The organism is Pseudomonas spelaei, assembly GCF_009724245.1.
In the GTDB taxonomy this organism is placed as follows: domain Bacteria; phylum Pseudomonadota; class Gammaproteobacteria; order Pseudomonadales; family Pseudomonadaceae; genus Aquipseudomonas; species Aquipseudomonas spelaei.
On record NZ_WNNK01000014.1, the window covers coordinates 80,889 to 95,265 of the forward strand.

Sequence of the window (14,377 nt, forward strand, 5' to 3'; positions counted from 1 at the left end):
CTCAGCCTTTTCTAAATTTTAGGGTGGCGATTGTTGCAGCAAGAAATGCAAGAATCATACTGAGGAAATAGGAAGAGTCTCGCAGTGTTAGAGCGCCGCTGGCGATCGTGTCGAAGCGAACTGATGGGCTTAGTGAAATTAAATTGTCAATGACCCAGGCGGGGGTGTGATAGTCAAGGGCGTCGAGAACGGATGACAGTCCACTGGCGGCGAGTAATAAGAAGAAAGTTAAAGTGAAGATGATAAAGCGGTGGCCGGTTATCGCACAGATAAAGCAACCTCCCGCTAGATAAGCACCTGCTAATAACCAGCTCCCGAAGAGCTGCGCTGCAATGGTTGTATTTTCGGGAGATCCTAAATAGTTGACGGTGGCTACTATCGGAAACGTCAATAATAGGGCCACTCCTGAAATCGCCCATGCAGCGAGAAACTTTCCAAGTGCCAGTTCGAAAACGTTTATGGGTAAGGTGTTCAGGAAGTCGAGTGCACCTTCTTTTCCTTCATCTGACCAAAGCTGTGTGCAAAGTACAGGCGTAAGGAAAAGATAAAGCCAGGGGTGAAAGCGGAAAAAATGATACAGGTCGGTGCTGTCATGTTCCAGAAACGTACCTAGCTGAAAGCCAGCAATAGAGGACACCAGCAAGAACACGGCAAGACAGAGATAAGTGGCAGGTGAGGAAAAATAACTGCCGAGTTGGCGTTTGAATATAACGGGTAACAGTCTCAATGTGGCACCTCTTGGCTCAGGTGGTGAACCACATCATCCAGGCGCCCAGACTCCACCTGCAGCGAGTTGATTTTCCAGCGACGGTTGGCGATCAGGGCGTTGATATGGGGATAGATGATTTGCCCTGGCATTGCCAGCACGGTCACGGTGTCTGGTGTTTGCCGGTGCTCCTCGATTCCAGCAACTCCCGGTAGCACGGCCAGCGCGAGCAGGTCGAGCGGACCCTCGGCTGTCAGGGTGACTGCTTGAAAATGACGGGAGCTGTGCTTCAGTGCTGACACAGGCAGATCTGCCATTAAGCGACCGTCAGCGATGATCAGTGCGCGGTCGCAGACACAGGCAACTTCATCAGGATTACGGGAGGCAATGATGATGCTCATCTCACTCCTCAGCGAGTCGATGAGGGATCTGATGTTGTGTTTTTGATGAGGGGCAAGACCCTCGGTGGGTTCATCCAGCAGCAGCAAGACAGGGTCATGAAGGATGGCTTGGGCAATCGCCACTTGGCGTTTCAGTCCCGTGGGCAGGGTATCAATTGAGTATTTGAGGGTGCGCCTGAGGTCCAGTCGATCAACGGCGCGATCCACCATTTTTCGTTTGTTCTTGCCACGGAATCCGCGAACGTCAGCAATAAAGTCAAGAAAGGTCTTCACCGTAATTGTGTGATGGGTGCTCAGAGTTTCTGGTTGGTAGCCGATTATTTTTTTCGCTTGTAGCGCTTCAATGCCTATATCGATTCCAGATATTTTTATCTGGCCTGATGAGGGCGTTATTGCTCCTGATAGTATTTTCATTAGTGTTGTTTTGCCTGCTCCGTCATGCCCAAGAAGTCCTAGGATTTCTTTGTGTTCGCTACGAAAAGAAATATCTCGGATGATGGCTGTTCCATTGGTGGTTTTTGTTAGATTTGTTATCTCGATCATTATGTTTTCTGTTGGGTTGGTACGAGTGGGGGCGCTGGGTTGGCTGATTTTTTAACGGTCCGGATGAGGCGGTAGTGTTATGAGGTATAAAAGATTTAAAGGTTGTGATCAGGTGATGTGAGGTGCCGGTAGTATAAAAATGGTACGTTCAAAACCCGCTGTTGGATATGCCGGGAAAGCTAAATAGGATAACTCCTACGTGTAGGCCGGTTAATTAATGAAGTGATTAGGATGTTTCGGCTGATCTTTGCTGTTTGTTTGGTGTGTTATATGGGTTTTAAGTTCTAATAATTCAAAAGGGAACCTGATTTTCATGATGCTTCTACGTACTCTTGTTCTTGAACGCTCTGGTCATGACACGCCGGTGAATGGTGCATTGCTCTGTAGCTTTTCCGTGGCCCAGGTGTCTTCGAACTTTCTGGCCTATAGCCTGGATGAAGAGATGGAGCCCGGCAGTTCTCGGGTATACGTTGCAGAGTTACGTAAGAAGTCTGAACGGTATTTTTTGGGGAGAGTTGATTCCAAGAGCGACTTACAGGTAGCGATGTCAGTGTTCAAGCAGATTCTCACGTTGGCTGCCGGGGCAGGCAGTAAGTCGGGAGGTGCGTCGGAGCCCCAGATTCCCTACCACTTTGTTGATTTGAAGGGGTGCAAGCTGCCGCCGGCGCGTCCAGAGGAGCACCACTCGTTGACGATCAAAAAGACGCTGGTGATGAAAGTCATCACGCTGGGGACTTCGGTACCGGGTTTGCCAGCTATCGAAAGTACCTCGCTGATTGTCCCTTCGATTCGATTTTCCTCACAAATGGTGGCTCCGCCCAAGGCAGTGAGACAAGCCGAGCCGGAACCGCGTGAGAGGCTGTTACAGGCACCTGTGGTTGCACCTATAGCGCAGCAACCTGCTGAGTCGGTGCAGCAGCAAGCACAGGTTGAACCCATGGTTGAAACGGTTCTGGATGAACCCTTTCCAGTTATCTTGCATCCTGTGCCGGACCCGCAGGTGCGGGAAGCTCCTGAGCGTGAAGCTGCATCGGCTTCTCTTATCAAGGAGGAGCGGGTCTCGCGCTTTGAGGTGGACGATACGCTGACCAATCTTGCTCGGGTGGCTCAAGAGTTGACGCAGCAGAAAAATGCCGTGCTCAAGCAGGAGGAGGAGCTTGGCCAGTCTCGCAGTCTGTTACAGCAGGAAAAAGCCAATTGGGAGCTGACGAAGCAGCAGGAGGACGGACGGGCCGGCGAAAAAGAGCTCGCCCTGCAGCGGCAGGCCCAGACGTTGAATTCTCGTGAGGAGCAATTGCTGGGGCGTGCAGAGGGGCAACAGGCAGAACAGCACCGGCTAGAGGAGTGGGCGCAGGATCTGGAGCGTCAGGCCATTCAGTTACACAGCCATGACCTGGCAGTTCGGCATAGGGAGGAGCAACTGGCCGTAGGGCTGTCGCAGTTATCCCGTCTCAGGATTGGCCTCAGGGGGGTGCTCCATAATATGGACGAAGTACTCGGCCCTGCTTATGGCCCGGAAGAGGTTGTATGGCGGCAATCTCAAGCTGATGGGGAGGTGCCTGTGTAACGGCTGGGTGAAGCAGGCCTGGCTACTTTTCCCCGTTCATTTATCCTCCATGTCAGTCAGTTGAAGTGGGGCAGTTGCGGCCTTATGCCTGGCGTCGCAATGTGGCCTGATAAATGGAAATTCCCAGGGGGGTGTATAGCTTTTGAGTACCAAGCTGATTACCAAAGAAGGTCATAAAGCGTTAAAGAAAGAGCTTGATTACCTGTGGCGAGAAAAACGCCCCGATACCACCCGTAAAGTGACGTGGGCTGCCTCGTTGGGGGACAGAAGCGAGAACGCTGATTATCAGTACAACAAGAAACTGTTGCGCGAGATCGATCGTCGCGTGCGTTACTTGCGCAAGCGCCTGGAAGACATGCGCGTGGTCGAGTACATGCCGGAGCAAGAGGGGCGGGTGTTTTTCGGTGCCTGGGTGGACATTGAGAACGAGCAGGGTGAGACCAAGCGCTTTCGCATCGTCGGCTACGACGAGATTTACGAGCGCATGGATTACATCTCCATTGATTCACCCATGGCCAGGGCGTTGCTCCGAAAGGAAGTGGATGATGAGGCCATGGTGCAGACCCCCGGTGGTGAGGTGTGCTGGTGGATTACCGCTATCGAGTACGTGAAGCAGTGATGGCCTGCGGTCAGTGTGGACGGCGGGCCATCAGCTTATTCAGCCTTCGCGCAGAACAGTCAACGGGCTGGCGTTCAGGGCCCGCCGCGTACCGAATACGCCAGCACCCCCAATCAGCACCGCACCGATGACGGGAAGAGCCAGCAACCATGGGTGAGGGTGCCAGGGCAGGTCAAAGGCGTAGCGGTACAACACCAGGGTTACCAGCTCTGTTCCCAGCGCTGCCAGCAAGCCACTGACAGCCCCCAGCAATCCGAACTCGATACGCCGAGCCGTGACCAGCAACTTACGCTCGGCCCCCAGGGCACGCAGCAGGGCACCTTGTCGGATACGCTCATCCAGGGTGGCTTGCAGGCCGGAGAACAGCACTGCCATTCCCGCCGCCAGTACAAACAACAGCACATACTCCACCGCCAGGGTGACCTGGGCCAGAATGCTGCGCAGTTGGGCAAGCAGGGCTTCGACTTGCAGGATAGTCACTGCCGGGAAGGCCCGGGACAGGTCGACGATCTGCTGGTCATGGCCGGCAGCCAGGTAAAAACTGGTCAAGTAGGTGGCGGGCAGGTCTTTCAGGGTGCCCGGCTGGAAGATCATGAAGAAATTGGGCTGGAAGTTGTCCCAGTTGATTTCTCGCAGGCTGGTGACCCGCGCTTCGCGGTTTTCCCCGCCAACGGTGAAGATCAGGTGATCGTTGAGTTTCAGCTTCAGGCTTTCGGCAACCTTGGCCTCCACCGAAACACCGGGAATATCGTCGCTCGGTTGCGCCGACCACCAGGAACCGGCCGTCAGGCTGTTGCCCGGTGGCAGGTCGGCGGCCCAGGTGAGGCTCAAGTCGCGCTGGATTGCGCGATCACCGCTGGAGTCTTTGCTGACAAGTTCCTGGACCGGCTCGCCATTGATACTGATCAGACGGCCGGGCACCACGGGATACAAGGGCGCCGACTGTGCCTGTAACTCCAGCAGGCGAGCGCCGAAGGCGTCCTTGTCTGCTGGCAGGATGTTCAAGGCAAAGTAGTTGGGAGCGTCCTTGGGGAGCTGGTTTTGCCAGGTGTCCAGCAGTTCGCCCCGCAGCAATGCGATTAATCCCATGGAGAGCAGGATCAGGCCAAAGGCCAGGGACTGTCCCGCCGCCGCCAGAGGATGGCGTAACAGCTGCCCCAGCCCAAGGCGCCAGGGCAGGGATGCACGGGCCAGCAACCGCCGCAGGCTCTGCAATAGCAACAGGAGCAGGCCACCAAGGATCAATGCAGCCACCACGCCACCGCCGAGCAGGGCGAAGGTCAGTACCAGGTCCAGGCTCAAGCGCCACATGATCAGGCCCAGGGCGAACAGTGCCGCGCCATAGACCATCCAGGTGCTGGAAGGGATTGGCAGCAGGTCGCGCCGCAATACCCGCAGCGGCGGCACTCGACCCAATGCCGCCAACGGCGGCAGAGCGAAGCCGGCGAGGGCAACCAGCCCGGTGCCGATCCCTGCGACAGCAGGTAACAGGCCACCCGGCGGAACATCTGCCGGTAGCAGGTCATGCAGCAGATAAAACAGGCCCAATTGCGCCAGCCAGCCGAGCAGGGCACCTGCAAGGCTGGCCAGCAGTCCCAGCACGGTCAGTTGCAGGCTGAACAACAGCATGGTTTCGCGACGCGACAAGCCGAGGCAGCGCAGTAGCGCGCTGGCATCAAAACGCCTGCTGGCGAAGCGATTTGCCGAGAGTGCCACGGCTACTCCGGACAACAACACGGCCACCAGGCTGGCCATGTTCAGGTAGCGCTCGGCTTTGCCCAGGGCGCCGCCGATTTGCTGGTTACCGTCTCGCGCATCCTGCAGGCGCTGGTTGGCGGCGAGACCGGGTTTGACCAGGTCTCGATAGGTTTGCAGGGCCGTGCCCACTTGCGGCGCGCGCCAGAGCTCGCGATAGCTGACCCGACTGCCAGGCTGAACCACGCCGGTGGCCTCAAGGTCGGCCAGGTTGATCATCACCCTAGGGGTGAGGCTATACAGATTGCCCGCGCGATCCGGCTCATAGGTCAGCACGCGGCTTATGCGCAGCGTCTTCATGCCGACGTCGATGCTGTCACCAACCTTCAGGTCCAGCGCGGTCAGCAGGCGTGCTTCAACCCAGGCCTCGCCGGATTTCGGACCGCCCCCGGGGGTTTCCTCGCCGAAGGGCTCAGCGGCGCTTTTCAACTGGCCCCGCAGCGGGTACTGCTCGTTGACGGCCTTGATACTGGACAGCTGGATGCCGTTGTCGGTGGCAATGACGCTGGAGAACTCCACGACCCTGGCATGTTCCAGGCCCAGTTCGGTCCCGCTTTTGATTTGCTCGGGCCGGGCTGGCGAGCTGCCCTCCAGTACCAGGTCGGCGCCGAGAAACTCGGTGGCGCGCAACGTCATGGCGCCATTCAGGCGTGCCCCGAAGTAACCAATGGCAGTGCTGGCGGCGACGGCCACCAGCAAGGCGAAGAACAACACGCGCAACTCGCCGGCGCGGGCGTCACGCAACAATTGGCGCAGGGCAAGGCTGAACAGGCGCAACAGCGGCAAACGTGCCATCAAGGCTCCAGGGGCGCGACCATCAGGCCGGCTTCAAGACGGATCAGGCGTCGGCAACGGTGGGCCAGGCGCTCGTCGTGGGTCACCAATACCAGGGTCGTGCCGTTTTCCTGGTTAAGTTCGAACAACAGGTCACTGATGCGCTCGCCGGTGTGGCTGTCGAGGTTGCCGGTGGGCTCATCGGCAAACAGCACGTCCGGTTCGGCGGCGAAGGCCCGGGCAATGGCCACCCGTTGTTGCTCGCCACCGGAGAGCTGGCGCGGTGAGTGGGTCAGGCGCTGGCCCAGGCCGACCCGTTCAAGCAGGTGTTTGGCACGCTCGCGGGCGTCCTTGCGGCCGTCCAGCTCCAGGGGCAGCATGACGTTTTCCAGGGCGTTGAGGCTGTCCAGTAACTGGAAGGACTGGAAGACGAAGCCGACGTGTTCGGCACGAATTCGCGCGCGCTGGTCTTCGTCGAGGGTGCTGAGGGCTTGCCCTGCGAGCGTGACTTCGCCGCTGCTGGGTAGGTCGAGCCCGGCCAGCAGGCCCAGGAGTGTGGATTTGCCGGAACCGGAGCTGCCGACGATGGCCAGGCTATCGCCCTTGTTCAGTTCCAGGCTGAGTTGGTGCAGGATGGTCAGTTCACCTTCCGCGCTGGGAACCACTTTGCTAAGGTTTCGCGCGGTGAGAATGCTTGCGCCCATGGAGAATCCGATGCGAATGTGGTTTTTGAGTGCTGGCCTGGCCTTGATGTGCATGGCCCAGAACGCAGCGGCGGGTACAGTCCTGATCGTTGGCGATAGTATCAGTGCCGGTTTCGGCCTGGATACCAGCAAAGGGTGGGTCGCATTGCTTGAGCAGCGGCTCAAGAGCGAAGGTTTTGACGACAAGGTAGTCAATGCCTCCATCAGCGGTGACACCAGCGCGGGCGGCCTCGCGCGGCTGCCGGCGGCGCTTGCAGAGCATAAGCCGGACCTGGTGATCCTTGAGCTGGGAGGCAATGATGGGCTGCGTGGGCAGCCGCCCGCTCAATTGAAACAAAATCTTGCGTCGATGATCGACCAGTCCAGGGCCGGTGGTGCCAAAGTGCTGCTGCTGGGCATGCAGTTGCCGCCCAACTACGGTCCTAAATACACCACGGCGTTTGCCGAGGTCTATGGCGCGTTAGCCAAGGAAAAAGCGATCCCGCTGGTGCCGTTTTTCCTCGAGGGAGTCGGCGGCCATCCGGAGCTGATGCAGGCCGATCAACTGCATCCGGCGGTCGGTGCCCAGGGCAAGTTGCTGGAAAATGTCTGGCCGACGCTAAAACCGCTGCTATGACGCTTTTCTAGCAGCGGTCTTTCGGCTAAGGTGGCGCCCCCCCGATTTGGAGCCCTCGATGTCGCGCCCTGCCTGGTCCCTGTTTGCCTATCAACTGATCGAGCCTGACGAGCAGCTGGATCTGTTCGCCTGCCAGGAAGTCCGGGTGCATTTGGTGACGCGTCAATTGGAGTTGGGCGGCTCGATCGATCGCACCCTCTGTGGCACGTTGTTGCCTGCCCAGCCACGTTGGTCATCGGTGGATCGCTCGATCTTCCAGGACCAGCGTTTGTGCCCGTTGTGCCGGGCGATCCTCGAATCCCAGAAGCGCGGCACTCCGCCGATCTGGCCGGAGCTGCGCTTCGAGCTTTGAATGTGGGTGCCCGCCGGGCACCCGTGTACAATCAATATTTACTACCCGTCGATCTGCGAAGGTATTCCCGGATGTTGTCTCGCCTTTCCGCTGTCACCTGCTGCCTGTCCCTCGCCGCGCTTTGCGCAGCCGGTCCTGCTGCTGCCCTGCAGTTACCTTTACCGCCACCGGGTGAAGACATTGTCGGCCAGGTCCAGGTGATCAAGGCCAAATACGAAGATACCTTTGCCGATCTGGGTACCACTTACGACCTGGGCTACTCGGAGATGGTCGCGGCCAACCCCGGCGTTGATGCCTGGTTGCCGGGCGCGGGTACCGAAATCGTACTGCCGACGCGCTTCATCCTGCCGCCGGGTCCCCGTGAAGGCATTGTGATCAACCTGGCGGAGTACCGGTTGTACTACTACCCCAAGGGCCAGAACGTGGTTTACACCTTCCCACTGGGGATTGGCCGTGAAGGCTGGGGCTCGCCGATTGCCCACACCAGCATCATCGCCAAGACGCCTAACCCGACCTGGACCCCTCCGGCTTCGATCAAGGCTGAGCACGCCGCCAACGGTGACCCGCTGCCCAACGTGGTGCCAGCTGGTCCTGACAACCCGCTGGGACCTTTCAAGTTTACCTTGGGCACGCCGGGCTACCTGATTCACGGTTCCAACATGAAATTTGGCATCGGTACCCGCACCAGTCACGGCTGTTTCCGCATGTTCAACAATAACGTGCTGGAAATGGCCGGCATGGTGCCGGTGGGTACTTCTGTGCGGATCATCAACGACGCGTACAAGTTTGGCTCGGCCGGTGGCAAGGTCTATCTGGAAGCGCACACGCCATTGAACGACGATGGCACTCCGTCGGTAGTGGACAAGCACACTGCAGTGATCAACGCGTTGCTCAAGCGTGAAGACCTGTCCAATAAGCTTCGGGTCAATTGGGATCAGGTGCGTGACGTGGTCGCGGCGGAAGATGGCCTGCCGACGGAAATTGGTGTGCCGGGTGGGGCGCCGGTGGCTTCGAGCGCGCCGGTCGACTTGCAGCAGTAACGCCACAGGATCAACAACCCGTCATGGCCTTGCGCGATGACGGGTTTTTTATTGCCCCTATTTGATACGAGATTGCGGGCAATAAAAAAGCCGATCCAAAAATGGATCGGCTTGATAATAACCCCGAAGGACTATTACTTGCGGCTTGCTTTCTCAAGCATGCGCAGAGCGCGCTCGTTAGCTTCGTCAGCAGTCTGTTGTGCTTTTTGAGCAGCAGCCAGAGCTTCATCAGCTTTACGGTAGGCTTCGTCTGCACGGGCCTGGGAGCGAGCTGCTGCGTCTTCAGTTGCAGTCAGACGAGCTTCGGTTTCTTTGGAGACGCTGCTGCAACCGGTAGCCAGAACTGCGGCCAGAGCCAGAGCAGAGAATTTCAGAACGTTGTTCATCGTGTTCCCCTTCAAGGACTTTCTATTAAGGGCTACTTTCTCAGAGTGAGCTAATAGCCGGCGTACATACTACCCATTACTTGTAGTAAGTAAACTGACGTAGCGCAAGAAGCAAAAAAAATTCTTGTGCTGAATCTATTTTGGCTAATCTTTTGAGACTTTGTATAAAAATTATCCAATTTTTTGCACTCTGGCAAAAATTGGATCCAGGCTGAAAGGGCCAGCCAGCATGTGTTAAGCCTTGTAAACACAAGTCAATTTATATATCAGCGTTGACACTTTTGTTCAGATTCTCTTTGCGTCAGCCGGTATCTTTTGTGCATGTTGAGGTGACTTTAAGAGCGAGTGTTCGTCTCAAGCTTCAACTGCCGGCAATGTTCAGGCCATCGACCTAAGGATGCTCGATTGGCCGTTTCTATGTCCGCCAGCGCGGGAGGATGACGAGTTTGCCTTGAGCAATTGCGCGATTGGCGCCTACTATTCCTACGTGCGGGTTGTGAGCGCTGTAAGGCTTTTCTCGTTGTCGAAACCGGCACCGGGTGGCGTAGATGTTCCTTCGCCGGAAAAACATCGGTAAGGTAGGGGTCAGTAACCAAGACCCGCGAGGAGTAGTGATGAGCGAGGCGTTGTCCATCCACCATGACCAGGCTGGTCATCAGTTCGAGACCAATGTGGACGGTCATCGTGCCTACCTGACCTATATGGACCTCGGGAAGCAGACCCTGGATATCTATCGGACATTCGTGCCGAATGCCTTGCGAGGTCGCGGCATTGCCGCTGCGCTCACCGAGGAAGCATTGAAATATGCCGAAGAGGCAGGCTACACGGTGATCCCATCCTGCTCCTATGTAGAGCGCTACATGGAGCGTCACCAGCGTCATGCCGCAAAGCTCTGAGCTCCATAGAGCCATCATGCAGTGAGCGGCAAAAAAACGCCGGGCTAAGAGCCCGGCGTTTTTGTGTCCGCAATCTCTTCAGCCGCGCGTGCGCTTGGGTAGCACGTCCTTGAGCTTGGCGTGCATGCTGCGCAGGGTGTTCTCGGTGGCAGACCAATCGATGCAGGCATCGGTGATCGACACGCCGTATTGCAGGTCGGCCAGGTCCTTTGGAATCGCCTGGCAACCCCAGTTCAGATGGCTCTCGACCATCAGGCCGATGATCGACTGGTTGCCTTCGAGGATCTGGTTGGCAACGTTTTCCATCACCAGCGGTTGCAGGGCCGGGTCCTTGTTGGAGTTGGCGTGGCTGCAGTCAACCATGATGTTCGGCTTGATCTTCGCCTTGTTCAGCGCCTGTTCGCACAGGGCGACGCTGACCGAATCATAGTTGGGCTTGCCGTTGCCGCCGCGCAATACCACGTGACCGTAGGCATTGCCCTTGGTGGTAACGATGGATACGCCACCTTCCTGGTTGATCCCCAGGAACCGGTGTGGGCTGGAAACTGACTGCAGGGCGTTGATCGCCACGGTCAGACCGCCATCGGTGCCGTTCTTGAAGCCCACGGCCGAGGACAGGCCGGAGGCCATTTCCCGGTGAGTCTGGGATTCAGTGGTACGAGCACCAATGGCCGACCAACTGATCAGGTCTTGCAGGTACTGCGGCGAAATAGGGTCCAGGGCCTCGGTCGCTGTCGGCAAGCCCATTTCTGCGAGGTCCAGTAGCAACTGACGGCCGATATGCAGGCCGTCCTGGATCTTGAACGAGTCGTCCAGGTACGGATCGTTGATCAAGCCTTTCCAGCCGACGGTGGTGCGCGGTTTCTCGAAATAGACGCGCATGACCAGGTACAAGGTGTCGGACACTTCCGCTGCCAGTACCTTAAGGCGCTCGGCGTACTCGTGGGCGGCCTTGAGGTCGTGGATCGAGCAAGGCCCGATGACCACGAACAGGCGGTGGTCGGTGCCGTCGAGAATGTCACGAATGACTTCGCGGCCCTTGGTGACGGTCTGCAGGGCAGCGTCGCTCAAAGGGATTTCGCGCTTGAGCTGATCGGGTGTGATCAGGGTCTCGTTGGATTCGACGTTAAGGTCGTTGATCGGTAAATCAGCCATCGTGTTACTCGTCAGGGTCACGGGTGCCGGCCGCCAGCGATCCCCGTGCGGCGGAGCACAGCATGATTTAAGTGCAAGGGGGGAGGAACCTTAGCGCGTAACAAGCCTGCTCGACAATGGGCAAAGGCCGCTTTAATCCAGCGTTGGCTGCACAAGGGCTTGGTGGAGGGTGTCGTGGGAGAACTCGCCGGCATGGCGCGCGACCCATTCCCGGGCTAAGGCTTCTACGCATTGCGGGGTCGTTTCGGCGTCTTGATGCAGGCGGCAGTAGCGTTCAATCTGGCACACCTGTTCCCCCATTCGTGCGCCGAACAAGGCTTGTTCATCGGTAAAGGCAATGCCGATCCGATAGCCATTTCCATGTTTACGGCACCAGGCGACATAGCCGCGATAGCGCGCCGCTTCACCGAGTGAGGGAATGTGCATCTCAATGGCAGTGCCTTGGCGCCAGGCACGCGGGTAATTGCATGCGACGCCGCCCAGGCCGATAGTGTGCAGCCGTTGGCGGGTAATGCCGGGGTAGGGGCGTTGTGTCAGCTCAACAGAAACATCATCAGGGTGAGGCAAGAAACGACCCATGCACACGGACTCCGAGCACCGTCCAATTGACGGCGGTGGCAGCAGTATAGTGAAGGAACTGGAGTTGACCGATCTGGATGTCGATCAGCAATTGTTGGCGCTGCCAGGCACGTCGCTGCTGGTGTTCACCAGTGTTGGTTGTTCCAGCTGTCGCTGGGCGCGCCAGCAACTGCCAGGCTGGAACCTCTCGGTGGACCGAGTGTGCTGGGTTGATGCCGGCCGCAATGGCGGAGCGGTCGCGCGCTATGGGATTTTTCATTTGCCGGCGTTGTTTGTGGTGTGCGAGGGTCAATTCTACGGGCAGTTACAGGCACGTCTGACGGCTCATGATCTTGACGCCGCCGTGCATCAGGCGTTTACGCGTACACCAGAGGAGTTACCATGAGCGGAGCAATCACGCAGTCGCCACGGATCGGGATTATCGGCACCGGTGCTATCGGGGGCTTTTACGGGTTGATGCTGGCGCGTGCCGGGTTTGACGTGCACTTTTTGTTACGCAGCGAATACGCGGCGGTGAGTGATCGAGGCCTGCAACTCAATAGTGCGGTGCATGGCGCGTTGAGCCTGAACCCGGTGCAGGCTTATGCCAATGCGGCGGACATGCCGCCGTGCGACTGGCTGCTGGTGGGTACGAAAACCACCGGTAACGTCGAGTTGGCACCCACTATTGCGCAAGTTGCGGCGCCGGATGCCAAGGTGGTGCTACTGCAAAATGGCCTGGATGTCGAAGACAGCCTGCGTGAGCACCTGCCGGACTCGCTGCATTTGCTCGGCGGCCTTTGTTATATCTGTGTCCATCGCTCGGGCCCCGGTGTCGTCGAGCATCAGGCGATGGGCCGGGTCAATCTCGGTTATCACAGTGGCACCGCCGCGAATGATGAGGTCAGGCGACAAGCGATTGTCGAGGAGGGCGCCGCGCTGTTTCATCAGGCGGGCATCGATTCCCAGGCAATGCCCAACCTGCATCAGGCACGCTGGCATAAGCTGGTGTGGAATGTGCCGTATAACGGTCTTTCGGTCTTGCTGGGGGCAGGCACCACGGCATTGATGGCCGACGAGTCCAGCCGTGAACTGATCCAGGCGTTGATGGCCGAAGTGGTGCAAGGCGCGCGAGCGTGTGGCCATGAAATTGCTGCCAGTTATGCTGAGCAGATGTTCACCATGACCGAGAGCCTGACTGACTACTGGCCAAGCATGTACCACGATTATCTGCACAAGCGCCCGTTGGAACTGGCCGCCATCTACGCTCGACCCTTGGCCGCTGCCAGGGCCGCAGGTTGCGAATTACCGCGAATGCAGGCGCTCTACCAGGCCTTGAGCTTTATTGATCGACGTAACAGCTGATCGGGGGAAACAACATGGCTAAGGGAATGGGCGACAAACTGGTGCTGGCGATCTCCTCGCGGGCACTGTTTGACCTGAGCGAAAGCCACAAGGTCTACCTGGCGCAAGGCGTCGAGGCTTACCGCAAGTACCAGATTGACCATGAAGAGGAAACCCTCGAACCGGGCGACGCCTTCCCGCTGGTCAAAAAACTATTGAGCCTCAACGCCAGCCTGGGTCGTGCCCGGGTCGAGGTGGTGCTGGTGTCACGCAACAGCGCCGACACCGGTTTGCGCGTGTTCAACTCGATCCAGCACTACGGCCTGGATATTTCCCGTGCTGCGTTCGTCGGTGGGCGTAGTCCCTATCCGTACCTGGCTGCCTTTGGGTGTCATCTGTTTCTCTCCACTCACGCTGATGATGTGCGCAGCGCCCTGGACGCCGGGTTTGCTGCGGCAACCATTCTGTCGGGTGGCGCCCGCCGAGCGTCCAGCGCGGAATTGCGGATCGCCTTTGATGGCGACGCGGTGCTGTTTTCCGACGAGTCGGAGCGAGTCTATCAATCGGCGGGTCTGGAAGCGTTCCAGGCCAGCGAGCGCGAATCGGCGCGGGAGCCTTTGCGCGGAGGCCCGTTCAAGGGCTTCCTGGCGGCACTTAACCTGTTGCAGCGTGAATTCCCTGATGATGCTTGCCCGATCCGTACGGCATTGGTGACGGCGCGTTCGGCACCGTCTCACGAGCGAGTGATTCGCACGTTGCGCGAGTGGGATATCCGGCTGGATGAGTCGCTGTTCCTCGGAGGCCTGGAAAAATCGGCGTTTCTCGAGGCCTTTGCTGCCGACGTTTTTTTCGATGATCAGGCCGGTCATTGCGAGAAAGCCAGGGAAGTGGTGGCCACGGGTCACGTTCCTCATGGCATCAGCAATGAGCTGAAAATACACACAGAGAGCTAAGTCCATCG

General features: G+C 58.0%; 16 protein-coding genes. 9 read left to right on the top strand and 7 right to left on the bottom strand.

Going from position 1 to position 14,377, the window contains the following annotated elements; translation table 11 throughout:
* Window position 1: 1 nt before the first annotated feature.
* Window positions 2-727 (bottom strand): ABC transporter permease, encoded by a 726-nt coding sequence (locus GNF76_RS17225; protein WP_155584331.1) that lies wholly within the window; start codon window positions 725-727, stop codon window positions 2-4.
* Complete coding sequence (locus tag GNF76_RS17230) at window positions 724-1,650, bottom strand: ABC transporter ATP-binding protein (RefSeq protein ID WP_155584332.1); 927 nt, start codon at window positions 1,648-1,650, stop codon at window positions 724-726. Before GNF76_RS17230 ends, GNF76_RS17225 begins: the two co-directional genes overlap by 4 nt.
* A gap of 313 nt (window positions 1,651-1,963) precedes the next feature.
* Here GNF76_RS17230 and GNF76_RS17235 point away from each other — a divergent pair, with 313 nt between their 5' ends.
* Complete coding sequence (locus GNF76_RS17235; RefSeq protein ID WP_246211933.1) at window positions 1,964-3,217, top strand: hypothetical protein; 1,254 nt, start codon at window positions 1,964-1,966, stop codon at window positions 3,215-3,217.
* A 142-nt stretch (window positions 3,218-3,359) separates the two neighbouring features.
* On the top strand, window positions 3,360-3,836 hold the full coding sequence (gene greB / locus GNF76_RS17240; protein WP_155584333.1) for a transcription elongation factor GreB: 477 nt from the start codon (window positions 3,360-3,362) through the stop codon (window positions 3,834-3,836).
* A 39-nt stretch (window positions 3,837-3,875) separates the two neighbouring features.
* Here the strand turns inward: greB and GNF76_RS17245 are convergent, their stop codons facing one another.
* Together GNF76_RS17245 and GNF76_RS17250 are read right to left on the bottom strand one after the other, a co-directional pair.
* Window positions 3,876-6,386: an ABC transporter permease gene (locus GNF76_RS17245; RefSeq protein WP_155584334.1), complete on the bottom strand. Its 2,511-nt coding sequence runs from the start codon at window positions 6,384-6,386 to the stop codon at window positions 3,876-3,878.
* Window positions 6,386-7,069: an ABC transporter ATP-binding protein gene (locus GNF76_RS17250; protein ID WP_155584335.1), complete on the bottom strand. Its 684-nt coding sequence runs from the start codon at window positions 7,067-7,069 to the stop codon at window positions 6,386-6,388. Before GNF76_RS17250 ends, GNF76_RS17245 begins: the two co-directional genes overlap by 1 nt.
* A gap of 10 nt (window positions 7,070-7,079) precedes the next feature.
* On the opposite strand from GNF76_RS17250, the gene GNF76_RS17255 reads away from it, so the two are divergent.
* The 3 genes from GNF76_RS17255 (at window position 7,080) to GNF76_RS17265 (ending at window position 9,077) form a co-directional block, all read left to right on the top strand.
* Entirely contained in the window at window positions 7,080-7,685 is a 606-nt protein-coding gene (locus tag GNF76_RS17255) for an arylesterase (RefSeq protein WP_178123386.1), read from the top strand.
* 58 nt (window positions 7,686-7,743) lie between these two features.
* A complete protein-coding gene (locus GNF76_RS17260) occupies window positions 7,744-8,037 on the top strand; it encodes a hypothetical protein (RefSeq protein ID WP_003218723.1) in 294 nt (97 codons plus the stop codon).
* Window positions 8,038-8,108: 71 nt separating this feature from the next.
* A complete protein-coding gene (locus GNF76_RS17265; protein WP_155584337.1) occupies window positions 8,109-9,077 on the top strand; it encodes a L,D-transpeptidase family protein in 969 nt (322 codons plus the stop codon).
* Between the two features lie 134 nt (window positions 9,078-9,211).
* Here the strand turns inward: GNF76_RS17265 and oprI are convergent, their stop codons facing one another.
* A complete protein-coding gene (oprI, locus tag GNF76_RS17270) occupies window positions 9,212-9,463 on the bottom strand; it encodes an outer membrane lipoprotei OprI (RefSeq protein WP_003172710.1) in 252 nt (83 codons plus the stop codon).
* Window positions 9,464-10,077: 614 nt separating this feature from the next.
* On the opposite strand from oprI, the gene GNF76_RS17275 reads away from it, so the two are divergent.
* A complete protein-coding gene (locus GNF76_RS17275; protein ID WP_155584405.1) occupies window positions 10,078-10,359 on the top strand; it encodes a GNAT family N-acetyltransferase in 282 nt (93 codons plus the stop codon).
* 78 nt (window positions 10,360-10,437) lie between these two features.
* On the opposite strand, the gene GNF76_RS17280 is transcribed toward GNF76_RS17275, so the two are convergent.
* A complete protein-coding gene (locus tag GNF76_RS17280; protein WP_155584338.1) occupies window positions 10,438-11,514 on the bottom strand; it encodes a 3-deoxy-7-phosphoheptulonate synthase in 1,077 nt (358 codons plus the stop codon).
* A gap of 132 nt (window positions 11,515-11,646) precedes the next feature.
* Window positions 11,647-12,093, bottom strand: a complete 447-nt coding sequence (locus GNF76_RS17285; RefSeq protein ID WP_155584339.1) for a PilZ domain-containing protein — start codon at window positions 12,091-12,093, stop codon at window positions 11,647-11,649.
* Between GNF76_RS17285 and GNF76_RS17290 the strand changes: the two genes are divergently transcribed.
* The 3 genes from GNF76_RS17290 to GNF76_RS17300 are packed head-to-tail and all read left to right on the top strand — an operon-like array spanning window position 12,092 to window position 14,369.
* Window positions 12,092-12,478, top strand: a complete 387-nt coding sequence (locus tag GNF76_RS17290; protein ID WP_155584340.1) for a YbbN family protein — start codon at window positions 12,092-12,094, stop codon at window positions 12,476-12,478. The two genes, GNF76_RS17285 and GNF76_RS17290, sit on opposite strands and share 2 nt — an antisense overlap.
* A complete protein-coding gene (locus GNF76_RS17295) occupies window positions 12,475-13,437 on the top strand; it encodes a putative 2-dehydropantoate 2-reductase (RefSeq protein WP_155584341.1) in 963 nt (320 codons plus the stop codon). The genes GNF76_RS17290 and GNF76_RS17295 overlap by 4 nt, the downstream gene beginning before the upstream one ends.
* A 14-nt stretch (window positions 13,438-13,451) precedes the next feature.
* Window positions 13,452-14,369: a 5'-nucleotidase gene (locus tag GNF76_RS17300; protein WP_155584342.1), complete on the top strand. Its 918-nt coding sequence runs from the start codon at window positions 13,452-13,454 to the stop codon at window positions 14,367-14,369.
* Window positions 14,370-14,377: the final 8 nt, after the last annotated feature.

Excerpts from the sequence above, each read along its gene's own strand:
- GNF76_RS17230 (WP_155584332.1), bottom strand. The coding sequence starts at position 1,650 with ATGATCGAGATAACAAATCTAACAAAAACCACCAATGGAACAGCCATC.
- GNF76_RS17235 (WP_246211933.1), top strand. The coding sequence starts at position 1,964 with ATGATGCTTCTACGTACTCTTGTTCTTGAACGCTCTGGTCATGACACG.
- GNF76_RS17245 (WP_155584334.1), bottom strand. The coding sequence starts at position 6,386 with ATGGCACGTTTGCCGCTGTTGCGCCTGTTCAGCCTTGCCCTGCGCCAA.
- GNF76_RS17250 (WP_155584335.1), bottom strand. The coding sequence starts at position 7,069 with ATGGGCGCAAGCATTCTCACCGCGCGAAACCTTAGCAAAGTGGTTCCC.
- GNF76_RS17255 (WP_178123386.1), top strand. The coding sequence starts at position 7,080 with ATGCGAATGTGGTTTTTGAGTGCTGGCCTGGCCTTGATGTGCATGGCC.
- GNF76_RS17260 (WP_003218723.1), top strand. The coding sequence starts at position 7,744 with ATGTCGCGCCCTGCCTGGTCCCTGTTTGCCTATCAACTGATCGAGCCT.
- GNF76_RS17265 (WP_155584337.1), top strand. The coding sequence starts at position 8,109 with ATGTTGTCTCGCCTTTCCGCTGTCACCTGCTGCCTGTCCCTCGCCGCG.
- oprI (WP_003172710.1), bottom strand. The coding sequence starts at position 9,463 with ATGAACAACGTTCTGAAATTCTCTGCTCTGGCTCTGGCCGCAGTTCTG.
- GNF76_RS17275 (WP_155584405.1), top strand. The coding sequence starts at position 10,078 with ATGAGCGAGGCGTTGTCCATCCACCATGACCAGGCTGGTCATCAGTTC.
- GNF76_RS17280 (WP_155584338.1), bottom strand. The coding sequence starts at position 11,514 with ATGGCTGATTTACCGATCAACGACCTTAACGTCGAATCCAACGAGACC.
- GNF76_RS17290 (WP_155584340.1), top strand. The coding sequence starts at position 12,092 with ATGCACACGGACTCCGAGCACCGTCCAATTGACGGCGGTGGCAGCAGT.
- GNF76_RS17285 (WP_155584339.1), bottom strand. The coding sequence starts at position 12,093 with ATGGGTCGTTTCTTGCCTCACCCTGATGATGTTTCTGTTGAGCTGACA.
- GNF76_RS17295 (WP_155584341.1), top strand. The coding sequence starts at position 12,475 with ATGAGCGGAGCAATCACGCAGTCGCCACGGATCGGGATTATCGGCACC.
- GNF76_RS17300 (WP_155584342.1), top strand. The coding sequence starts at position 13,452 with ATGGCTAAGGGAATGGGCGACAAACTGGTGCTGGCGATCTCCTCGCGG.